General features: G+C 58.1%; 6 protein-coding genes. All 6 read right to left on the bottom strand.

What is annotated here, in order from left to right:
- Nucleotides 1-5 precede the first annotated feature (5 nt).
- Entirely contained in the window at nt 6-1,916 is a 1,911-nt protein-coding gene (gene uup, locus ABD997_RS03435; protein ID WP_345315615.1) for an ATP-binding cassette ATPase Uup, read from the bottom strand.
- Entirely contained in the window at nt 1,913-2,146 is a 234-nt protein-coding gene (locus ABD997_RS03430; RefSeq protein ID WP_345315614.1) for a glutaredoxin family protein, read from the bottom strand. Before ABD997_RS03430 ends, uup begins: the two co-directional genes overlap by 4 nt.
- Complete coding sequence (gene rlmKL / locus ABD997_RS03425) at nt 2,136-4,238, bottom strand: bifunctional 23S rRNA (guanine(2069)-N(7))-methyltransferase RlmK/23S rRNA (guanine(2445)-N(2))-methyltransferase RlmL (protein ID WP_345315613.1); 2,103 nt, start codon at nt 4,236-4,238, stop codon at nt 2,136-2,138. Before rlmKL ends, ABD997_RS03430 begins: the two co-directional genes overlap by 11 nt.
- Before the next feature lie 452 nt (nt 4,239-4,690).
- Nucleotides 4,691-5,230 carry a cell division protein ZapC gene (locus ABD997_RS03420; protein WP_345315612.1) on the bottom strand — a complete coding sequence of 180 codons (540 nt, stop codon included), beginning with the start codon at nt 5,228-5,230 and terminating at the stop codon, nt 4,691-4,693.
- 312 nt (nt 5,231-5,542) lie between these two features.
- On the bottom strand, nt 5,543-6,574 hold the full coding sequence (gene pyrD, locus ABD997_RS03415) for a quinone-dependent dihydroorotate dehydrogenase (RefSeq protein ID WP_345315611.1): 1,032 nt from the start codon (nt 6,572-6,574) through the stop codon (nt 5,543-5,545).
- Nucleotides 6,575-6,634: 60 nt separating this feature from the next.
- Nucleotides 6,635-11,482: an NAD-glutamate dehydrogenase gene (locus ABD997_RS03410; protein WP_345315610.1), complete on the bottom strand. Its 4,848-nt coding sequence runs from the start codon at nt 11,480-11,482 to the stop codon at nt 6,635-6,637.
- Between the last annotated feature and the right edge of the window lie 274 nt (nt 11,483-11,756).

Here is an 11,756-nt window from a genome sequence, read left to right as displayed (position 1 = left end):
TCCCCTTAAGCCTGATCGGACATCGCTTCGAGTTCTTCCCAGCGTTCCAGATCGTGTTCCAATTCTTGTTCTTTATCGGCCAATGCACTCAATGCGTCACTGACCGTCTGAGGATCCTGCTCATAAAAACCAGGCTCCGCCATGCGCGCTTGCAGCGCGTCGATCTCCGCTTCCAGGGCTTCGAGTTTTGCAGGCAGGGCGTCCAGCTCCCGTTGAAGCTTGTAGGATAGCTTTTTCGGCTTGCTAACAGAAGTGGTGTTTGCCGGTGCTTCAACCGCCGGTTTCGTCGTCTGTTGCGGGCTTTGAGGCTCCTGGTAGAAACGGGCCCCGAGACGCACCGCGTCCTGGTAGCCGCCAACATACTCCGTCCAGCCCCCGTCACCGGTAAACCACCAGGTGGCGGTCACGGTGTTATCGATGAACTCCCGGTCGTGGGACACCAGCAGCAGGGTGCCTTCGAACTCCGCCAGCTTTGCTTCCAGCAACTCCAGGGTTTCGACGTCCAGATCGTTGGTAGGTTCATCCATCACCAGCAAATTTGCCGGTTTCAGAAACAGTTTGGCCAATAGAAGGCGGTTCTTTTCCCCTCCGGACAGGGAGCTGACCGGACTGCGGGCCCGGGCCGGTGCGAACAGGAAGTCCTGCAGGTAACCCAGGACATGGCGGTCGCGGCCCCCCACGGTGACGGTATCTTTACCCTCACCGACGTTCTCCTGTACGGTCTTGTCCGGATCCAGTGCGATGCGATGCTGGTCAAAGTACGCCACCTGCAACTTGGTCCCCTGCTTAACCCGCCCCTCCTGGGGGGAGAGTTGGTCCAGCAACAGTTTGATCAGGGTCGATTTGCCGCAGCCGTTTGGGCCCACAAGGGCGATACGATCACCACGCATCACCGCGGTGGTCAGGTGCTTGACGATCACCTTATCAGCATACCGATAGCCCAGCTCCTCAACGTCGAACACCAGCTTGCCGCTGCGCTCTGCCTGGTTCATCGCCATGTTCGCGCTGCCCTGTCGACCTATGCGGGCCTGGCGTTCGTTCCGCATCGCCTTCAGCGCACGCACCCGACCCTCGTTACGGGTACGCCGTGCCTTGATCCCCTGGCGGATCCACGCCTCCTCCTTGGCAAGACGACGGTCGAACTCCGCCGCCTGCTCCTCCTCGACCCGCAGCGATTCCTCTTTACCCGCCAGGTAACTGGCGTAATCACCGGGAAAGCTGAGGATCTGGCCGCGGTCGAGATCCACGATCCGGGTCGCCATCTTGCGGATGAAGCCCCGGTCGTGACTGATGAAGATAATGGCCCCCTCATAGCCGAGTAGCAGCGTCTCAAGCCACTCGATGGCGTCGATATCCAGGTGGTTGGTGGGCTCATCCAGCAGCAAGACGTCCGGAGCCTGCACCAGCGCCCGTGCCAGTGCCGCCCGGCGCTGCCAGCCGCCGGAAAGCGCGGACATCGCCTGTTGGCCATCCAGCTCCAGGTGACTCAAGGTTTGCTGGATCCGGGTTTCAAACAGCCAGCCGTTGTGGTGATCCATCGCCTCCTGTGCCCGGGCCATGCTTGCCAGATTCTGTTCACTGGGATCCTGGATCACACGCTGGCTCGCCTGCTCATACTCCTCGATGGTGCGCCCTACCTCCGCCAGCCCCTCGGCGACATAGTGGAAAACACTGCCACCCTGGTCCCGGGGGGGATCCTGGGGCAAATAGGCAATTTTCAGTCCGCTGTTGATCCCAAGCTGTCCATCGTCCAGTTGCTGCAGCCCCGCCAGTACTTTCATCAAGCTGGATTTACCGGCACCGTTGCGCCCCACCAGGCAGACCCGCTCTTTGGGCTCGAGCACGAAATCGGCGTTATCCAGCAAGGGGATATGCCCAAAAGCCAGTTGGGCGTTCTGTAATCGGATCAGGCTCATACCGCGTCCTTTAGAAATTCCATGAGTTGATCGAGGGTGAAGGGCCAGCCGAGCTCTTTGCCATCGCCACGACGTACCACGGGGATCCGCACGCCGTAACGTTCCACCCACTCAGGGCGATCACAGATCTCCGCCAGCCGATAGGCGTGGCCGGACTGGCCCAGCAAGGCTTCGGCCTGCTCACACAGGTGGCAGCCATCGCTGTGAAACAGGGTTAGGTCACTGGGCATGTCGGATCAACCAGGCGTTGTGAATATGTTTGTTACGGGCGAAGTCCGGCGAGCGGGTCTGCTCCGTAATGTTCTGCGCAGTCAGCCCCAACTGTGCCACACCCTCGTCATCGAGCTTGAAACCACGCTTGTTGTTGGAGAACAGGATCTCGCCCCCTGGGCGCAGCAGCCGTTTAAGCTGAGTCATCAGCCAAAGGTGGTCACGCTGAACGTCGAAGGTCTGCTCCATCCGTTTGGAGTTGGAGAAGGTCGGAGGATCGATAAAGATAAAATCAAACTGCTGATCGCACTGGGTCAGCCAGGCCAGGCAGTCACCCTGCTCGAACCTATGCTGACGACCACGCAAGCGGTTCACCTGGAAATTATCCTCCGCCCAGCGCAGGTAGGTTTTTGACATGTCCACCGTGGTGGTGGTCTTCGCCCCTCCCAGCGCCGCATGAACGGACGCCGAGCCGGTATAGGCGAAGAGGTTAAGGAAATCCTTGTCCCTGGCGTGTTCCTGAATATAGCGGCGAGCCAGGCGGTGATCGAGGAACAGGCCGGTATCGAGATAGTCGGTGAGGTTCACCAGGAAAGTCGCCCCGTATTCACGCACCTGGAGCTGCTGCTCGCGCTCCGCCATGCGCTGGTACTGCTCCTTGCCCTTCTGCTGCTGACGGGTTTTCAACACAATCTTTTCCGGATCGATCTCGAGCACTTCCGGCAGGTGCAGCAGCACATCGATAAGACGTTGCTGCGCCTTTTGCGGTGAGATCGACTTTGGCGGTGCGTACTCCTGTACCACCACCCAATCCTGGTAACAGTCCACCGCCACGTTGTAGTCGGGAAGATCCGCGTCATAGACGCGATAACACTCGATCGCTTCCCGCTTCACCCACTTGGCCAGTTGCTTGCGGTTTTTACGCAGGCGGTTGGCAAAATCTTCGCCGAATACCCGGCCGCTACCACCCTCGCCAATCTGGTAGTTGGCGAGTTGGACCTCCAGCGCCCCGTTAAACAACTTGTACTGTTTATCGGCTTTCAGACGCAGCGCGCTCAACAGCATCGGCTCGCTGCACAGCAGGCTGACTTTCCAGTTGGCGAAATGGGCCTTGAACTGACGCCCCAGGGCCGCATAAAGATGAAGCAACATCGGCAGCTGCCCGAGACGCTCGCCGTAAGGCGGGTTGCTGACCACGTAGCCAGGCTGAGCCGGGGGCAGCGGCATCGTCAGTGCATCCCCACCCTCGAACTGAATCAGGTGATCAACGCCCGCCCGTTCGGCATTCTCCTTGGCCAGGGCCAATACCCGGCGATTGATATCACGACCAAAGAACTTGGTTTGGCACTGCTGCATGCCACGGCGGGAGCGTACCCGGGCTTCTGCCAAGGCCTCTTGCCACAGGTTATCCTGATGGCCTGCCCAGAAGGCGAACCCCCAATGCTCACGATGCAGCAGCGGTGCGGTATCCGTCGCCATCAGCGCCGCTTCGATCACCACGGTACCGGAACCGCAGAAGGGATCGATAAGGGGCGCGTCGGTGTGCTGAACCCAGCCGCTTCGGTACAGGATTGCCGCCGCCAGATTCTCTCTCAGGGGGGCCTTGCCGGTCTCGAGACGGTAACCGCGTTGATGCATCGGTGCCCCACTGAAATTGAGCCCCACCAGCAGTTTGTCCGCACGCAATGCACAGTCGATCTTGATGGTCGGTGTGGTGCGGCTCACCGAGGGGCGGGTACCGCTCTCCTCTACGAAAGCGTCCACAATGGCATCCTTGACTTTAAGCGCACCAAACTGGCTGTTGCGGATCTCGCGGTTCCCGCCATGAAAGTCAACCATGAACTCCTGCTGATGGCTGAACACCGCGGGCCAGAAGATCGACTTGACGTTTTCATAGAGCTCATCTGCCGTTTTCGCGCTCACCTCCGCCAGGACCAAGACCACGCGGCTGGCCAGGCGACTCCAGAGGCAGATCCGGTAGGCCGTAGACAACTCCGCCTCAAAATGCACCACGGCTTGGCCTTCACGAACGGACTCGGCGCCAAGAGCCTTGAGTTCATCGACCAGGAGATATTCAAGGCCTTTCGGCACTGCGGCATAGAAACGCTTCATTAGGTAGGATCTTAGTGACTGGCAAAAGTCCCACATTATACCGTTTTTTCTTGCCGATAACCGCTACAGCACCGGATTTCTCGCCGTTTCGCTCACCCAGCTCCGAGCGCGCTTCCCTCTTCCATCACGGCCCCCCGCAACCAACACATCGATATCTCTCAAGGTCACGAGCCGGTGCCCACTCCCTCGATCGACAAAGACCATGTTCCCAGCGGCCCGGTCTGGTAGCCCGCAATTAAGGTGAAACCTTGCTCGAGCGAGATTGGGATAACATCACCCAGGGCATGACCGGGGTAAACACCCTCGGTGAAGTGAACTCTGCCGTGGCAGCAACAGCGTCAGATTAGGGTGAAGCGGGTCTGAATATGGGAGGTCCATAGTGACATCACACGGGGAGTGGCAAAGCCACTAACGCGTGGGGGACGGTAGCTGCGAAAACGTGAGTAACAGGTTCAGGCGGCGACGATCCGCACATGACGGCCTTCGGACGCAGGGGCAAGGCGGTCATTCATCACCTTGATCAGGTCAAATTGCCGCATCTCCCGTCCGCCGGTCAACGCACAAAGGGGATCCAGCAGCATCACCAGGGTACTTTGCTCGAGGGCTTCCACCACCACAAACTGGTGATGACCGCTCGGGCTTTGCAAGGAGACCCGCTTGCCTTCACAGGCATAAACGATCTGGTCACTGGGGGCAAAGTGCCAGCTTTTGGGCATCCTCGGCAGTGCGAAGAAGCGCGCCGCCGTGATATTGAGGGCGATCTGGACCAACACCGCGTCCATCAGGTCTAATTCGCCTTGTAACCGGGAGAGCGCCCGTTGGTAAAAGTCCGCATGCTCTGTGGAAAACGCGGTATCAAAGTGACAGTCGGGCGTCAGTTGCTTATCCGAATATGGCGTCAGGAACACCATCTCCTCACCCAAAGCCAGGGCGAAGCGGTCATGTTCCTTTTCGTAATACCAGAGCCAATTCTGCGCGGGCATTAATAACATATCGGGCAATCCTTTCAGTGTTCCGCCTGATGCTAGTTTACTTTTTCTAAAATATGCAAGGTTATTTGACGCTCGTCAAATAATTGACCTAATTAGTTTTTTATTACGCTCTCGGGATCGTAACGATCCGAGAAAGGATCGTTTCATGATCGTTTTATGGTGCTGTCGAACCTAGATAGTAACAAGGGAAAGGGAGGCCTGATAGCCTCCCTTTCAAAGAACCGTTAAGCAAGATCAAAATGGAAAGGCAGCGGGGAAAATAGCATCGCCTCTGCGCTAATTTTTATAAGCCGCCCTTCCCGGTTAATGACTTCATTGTTTTTTTTGCGAAAGGTAGGCATCGGTGATCGATTTAATCAGGGCCGGCCCGTTATAGATAAAGCCGGTATAGATCTGAACCATCTTGGCACCCGCCTTAATCTTCTCCATGGCGTCTGCACCGGAGTCGATGCCGCCACAACCCAGGATTGGAAGCCGATCACCCAGGTTCTGGTGCAGTTTACGCACCACCTCGGTGGCTCGTTCACGCAGCGGAACCCCGGAGAGCCCCCCCGCCTCGCTGTGTTCCGGCAGGTCTTCCACCCCTTCCCGACTGAGTGTGGTGTTGGTGGCGATGACGCCATCGAAACGGTTTCTAAGCAGGGAATCGCACACGGCGGCGATCTCCTCGTCACTCAAGTCAGGGGCCACTTTCAGCGCCACGGGCACGTATTTGCCGTGTTGTTCTGCCAGCTCCGCCTGCTTCGCCTTCAGGCTGCTCAACAGATCATCCAGCATCTCACCGTACTGAAGTGAACGCAGCCCCGGGGTGTTGGGGGAGGAGATGTTCACGGTAATGTAGCCGGCGACCTCATAAACCCGCTCCATGCAGAAGAGGTAATCCTCCTTGCCCTGCTCCAACGGTGTGTCCTTGTTCTTCCCGATGTTTACGCCGATAACACAGTTACCCGGGTTCGCCGCCTTGATGTTGGCAACCAGATTATCCACGCCCTTGTTATTGAAACCCATTCGATTAATGATCGCCCGGGCCGGTTTTAAACGAAAAGAGCGCGGCTTCTCATTGCCCGGTTGCGGCCGGGGGGTAACGGTGCCCACCTCGACGTGACCGAAGCCCATGGCGGCAAACCCGTTGATCGCTTCACCATCTTTGTCCATACCCGCCGCCAGGCCCACCGGGTTAGGAAACTGGATCCCCATAAACTCCACCGGTGCCGATGCCACATCCTGTCGGTAAAGGCGATCCAAAGGGGTGTTGGCGGTCCAGCGGATCCCCGTCATCGCCAGGTTGTGGGCCAGTTCCGGTTGTGTTTGAAACAGCACTTTCTGAGCAAGGCAGTAAAACATCGTATCTCCTGTTCAAAAAAAGCCCCGGTCAACACCGGGGCTTCCCATCCAAATTGTCTCTTATTGCGCTTCGGCAACCGTGTCGCAACGCATGATCATCAGGTTCAGCTCCCGCAGGGCCACCGAGAACTTCGCGAACTCGTGGCTCTTAGAAGTTCTGAACTCTGCCATCATATGCATCCAGCGGTTCAGGCTGATGTCATTGTCACCCACCCAGCGATCGATGATGGCTTGAGCGTCACACTCCGATTGGCAGTGATCCAGCACCACATCCGCCAGCTTACGCTGCATCCAGTCGAGCTCCTCCCGGAAAGCGGCGCGGGCCAGGGCCTGCCAATGGTTAGAGACCACCTGCTCGTTGATCTGCTCGAGGAACCAGTGCAGCTCGATCCGGGCTCCGAGGCGGTAATAGGTTTCCGCCACCAAGGGAACCGGCATCCCCCTGGCCTCGGCGACTTCTGCGATATCCAGGGCGGAGAACAGCGTGCTCAAGCGGGCAACGTAGTTTGCGAGCCCCTCCGGCACGCCGGCGGTGATGAACTTTTGCGCCCGTTGCGCCAGCGCTTGCACCTCATCCGCCTCGGTGATCCGCTCAAACTGCTCGTTGAGGACACCAACCACCGGCCGGTACATGGCGATCCCCTGTTCGATATCGAGGCTGCCGCCACGGTGACGCAGGAACCAGCGGCTCGCACGACGAACGGTACGCTGCAGTTCGTATAACATACGGTATTGCGTGTCACTTTCGACGTCGTTATCCAGCGCCACAATTTCCGTTTTGATCCTTTCAAAATCAAAAACTTGTGCGGCGATAGTGTAACTGATCGCAACCTCGGCGACAGAGGCACCGGTCTCATCCTGCATCCGCTGTACAAAATTGAGGCCCATGTCGTTGATCAGGCTGTTAGCCAGGCTGGTCGCCACGATTTCGCCACGCAGCGGGTGGCGACCCATCCAGTCGCCAAACTTATCCTGGAGGCGCTGCGGAAAGTAGTGGAACATCCGCTGAGAAAGATGGGCATTATCGGTGATGACCGGGTCCACCAGCTGCTCCTTGAGCACCATCTTGGCGTAGGCCACCAGGACGGAGAGCTCCGGACGGGTAAGCCCCTGGCCGGATGCCAGCCGCTCCGCCAGCTCATCATCATTAGGCAAAAATTCCAGTGCCCGGTCCAGCTTCCCTTCCCGCTCCAGGTAGTGGATAAAGCGGGTCTGCTCCTTGATCTGCTCGCCGTTGCGCATCTCCGTGACCGAGATGGAGAGAGTCTGGTCGCGACAGTCCTCCAGTACGATCTCCGCCACCTCGTCGGTCATCGCTTCAAGCAGCCCGTTACGCTGCTTGGTGGTCATGTCCCCCTCGGTCACCAGCGCGTTGAGCAGGATCTTGATGTTGACCTCGTTATCGGAACAATCCACCCCACCCACATTGTCCACGAAGTCGGTGTTGATGCGTCCACCGGCGCGGGCGTACTCGATGCGGCCGAGCTGGGTGAGGCCGAGGTTACCCCCTTCACCCACGATCTTAGCCCGCAGTTGACCGCCGTTGATCCGCACCGCGTCATTGGCACGGTCGCCCACATCCGCATGTGTCTCGGACGCGGCCTTTACGTAGGTGCCGATCCCACCGTTCCAAAGCAGATCCACCTCCATCTGCAGCAGCGCATGGATCAGCTCGTTCGGCGTCATCTGCGCCCGCTTGGTGCGGATCATCGACTTGATCTCAGGCGTGAGCTTGATGGACTTGCTGGTGCGGCTGAATATGCCGCCCCCCTTGGAGATCAGCTCGGCGTCGTAGTCTTCCCAGCTGGAACGCGGCAACGCGAACAGGCGCTGGCGCTCCACAAAGCTCGCTGCCGCATCGGGAGTAGGATCAATAAAGATGTGCATATGGTTGAACGCCGCCTGCAGCCGGATCTTCTCCGACAGCAGCATGCCGTTACCAAACACATCACCGGCCATGTCACCAATGCCGACACAGGTAAACTCGGTGCTCTGGCAATCGATGCCGCGCTCGCGGAAGTGACGTTTCACCGACTCCCAGGCACCGCGTGCGGTGATCCCCATCTTCTTGTGGTCATAGCCGTACTGACCACCTGAGGCGAACGCGTCCCCCAGCCAGAACCCATATTCCTCAGAGATCGCGTTGGCGATATCTGAGAAGGTTGCGGTTCCCTTGTCCGCCGCCACCACCAGGTAGGGATCCTCTTCGTCATGACGAACCACATCTTGGGGGGGAACCAACTCGCCCTGAACCACGTTATCGGTCAGGTCCAGCAAGCCACGGATGAAGGTGCGGTAACACGCCTGCCCTTCGGTGAGCATCGCATCACGCTCCGACGGCAACTGTTTACAAACGAAACCGCCTTTCGCACCGGAAGGCACGATGACGGTGTTCTTCACCTGCTGCGCCTTAACCAGCCCCAGCACCTCGGTACGGAAATCCTCCCGGCGGTCGGACCAGCGCAGGCCACCGCGGGCCACTTTGCCGCCACGCAGGTGCACCCCTTCGATGCGGGCGGAGTACACGAAGATCTCGAACTTCGGCACCGGCAGCGGGATCTCCGGGATCCGGTTGGGCTGGAATTTGAACGAGAGATAATCTTTGGGCTGCCCCTGCTCGTTCCGCTGGAAGAAGTTGGTCCGCAGGGTGGCATCCACCAGTTCGATGTAGCGGCGGATGATCCGATCGTCATCCAGGTTGGCGACCTCTTCGAGCATCTCGATGATGCGGTTGCGGATCCGGTCGCCATCTCGTTTGCCGCTGACAGCCGGGTCAAACCGCTTCTTAAACAACGCCATCAGCTCCCGAGTGATGGCTGGATAACTGTCCAGAGTCTCGGCAATGTAACGGCCGGAGAAGGTGCTGCCGAGCTGACGCATGTACTTGGCGTAGGCACGGAAAATGGTGACTTCTAGGCCACTCAGGCCGGCACTGAGCACCAGCTGGTTAAAAGCATCGTTTTCGAAGATACCAGTCCAGGTCGACTCCAGCGCCTGCTCAAAGCGTTTCTGGTAACTGCCGATCTCCTCTTCTATCGCCTCGGTCAGCATCATGGAGAAGTCGAGGATCCAGAACTCATCCCCTTCGGCGCTGATCACCCGGTAGGGGCGCTCGCCGATCACCCGCAGGCCAAAGTTTTCCAGCATCGGCAGGATATCAGAGAGGGGGATAGGCTCATCCTTGCGGTAGAGCTTAAGGCTCACACGGCGCTTGCTGGCACCGGCTTCCTGGGGACGGTAAAACAGCATCCCCAGCGTATTATCGTCATCCAGTGCTTGCAGTTGATGAATGTCTTCCAGCGCCGCACTGGGCAGCACATCTTCCTTGTAGCTGCGGGGAAAGGCGTTAACAAAGCTGCGGCATAGCTTTTTGCCCATGGCTTCGCCGTGGGTCTCCAAAAGGACGCTGTCCAGCTTATCCTCCCAGGTGCGGGCCAATTCCATCAGGTTGGTTTCCAGTTCTTGCGTATCAATTTCCATCTCGTTGCTGTCAACCTTTACCAGATAGAGGGTGCGTGCCAGGGGGGACTCGGAAAAGTAGGTGGTGAACTCGACCGGATCGTCGGTCTGGAAGGTTTTTGCCAGCAAAGCCTGGGTCCGGATCCGCAACTCGGTGTTGTAACGATCCTTAGAGGTGTAAACCAAGGCACTGACAAAGCGGCCAAACAGGTCCTTGCGCACGAACAGCTTCACCTTGTCCCTGTCCTGCATATGCAGGATCCCGATAGCGGTGTGGTAAAGCTGCTTGTCCGTTGACTGAAGCAGCTCATCCCGCGGGAAGGTCTCGAGGATATTGAGCAGCGCCTTATAGTCATGACTGCGCGGCGCCATACCGGACATGTCGATCACCCGCTGCATCTTGGCACGAAACACGGGGATCTGGCTGGGGCTGCGGTTGTACATGGTGGAGGCATAGAGACCGATAAATCGATGCTCTCCGATCACCTGGCCCTGATCATCAAACCGCTTGATGCCGATGTAATCGATATAGGCAGGGCGGTGAACGCGACTCTTGGCATTGGTCTTGGTCAGCAACAGCGGCTCGCTGTTGAGCGCGGCCTTGCGGGCGGCCTGGGGCAAGGAGGAGAGCATCAGCCTCGCGTGCTGGCTGGGACGCAGAGCCAGGGTGCCGAGGCTGGTTTCATGGTCCGGCTCAAGCGCCAGGTCCCCCTCCACCTTGTTCAGGTGGTAGTAGCGGTAACCCAGGAAGGTAAAGTGGTGATCGGAGATGAAATCCAGGAACGCCAACGCTTCCTCACGCTCCGACTCCGGTCCAAATGGCACAGAGGTCCGCATTTCCTGAGTGATTTGGGCCAGCTTCTTCTGCATCGGTCGCCAATCGCTGACCGCGGCGGTGATATCTTCCAGTACAGAATCAAACTCCATGGACAAGGCCTTCTGTGCCTCGCCTTCCGCCTGGTTATCTACCTCCACCAGGAACACCGAGATCCGCTGTGCCTCGGCGGATGCCTCATTCACCCGGGAGATGGCTTGGATCCGCCCCTTCTCATCACGCTCAACCGCGATGGGGGTGTGTATGGTCAGGTGAGTTGTAATGTTGAAACGGTTCAACACCATGGCGACAGAGTCCACCAGGAACGGCATATCGGGCTGAACCAACTCGATGATGGTGTGCGGCGAGCTCCAACCGTGCGTACTTTGCGCGGGGTTATAGATGTGATTGCTGCTTTTCTTGGGATCCGCCTGGTTCAGGTGGTTCCAAAGACTCAGGGTGGCACCGTAAAGTTCGCTGTCCTTACGCTGATTGAGGTCATCTGCGGACAGTGTGCCGAGCAGGATGCGCGCAAAGCGTTCGAGCAGCGCGGCATCGTAAACATCGTTTTTACGGTGGATCAGATCCACCACGTTATCGAGCAAAACGGAGGGGCTGGATTGGACTGTCGCCATTGTGGTTATTCCTATCGCACAGGCTGAATATTTTTTGTTGTCGTTATCGTCGAGTCGGCCTGCCATGGGCCACCCGTGGCGAAGTTTATCACCCTTTTTTTCCTAATGTGAGCCATAACCCTCGCCATTTTGGCCACCGGGAAGCAAGATCACAAACCCGCCTGCGTCAGCATTCTAACTGACTGTTTGTTTATGCATTCTTTAGCCCATTCTGCGACCATCTATGCAGCAGATTCCCCAAGGTTTACCCACTCATCCAACCAGTCTGCCGGCT

Source organism: Ferrimonas gelatinilytica (assembly GCF_039544205.1).
In the GTDB taxonomy this organism is placed as follows: domain Bacteria; phylum Pseudomonadota; class Gammaproteobacteria; order Enterobacterales; family Shewanellaceae; genus Ferrimonas; species Ferrimonas gelatinilytica.
Note: the sequence above shows the minus strand (reverse complement) of the source record. Positions and strands in the feature narration are given on the sequence as shown.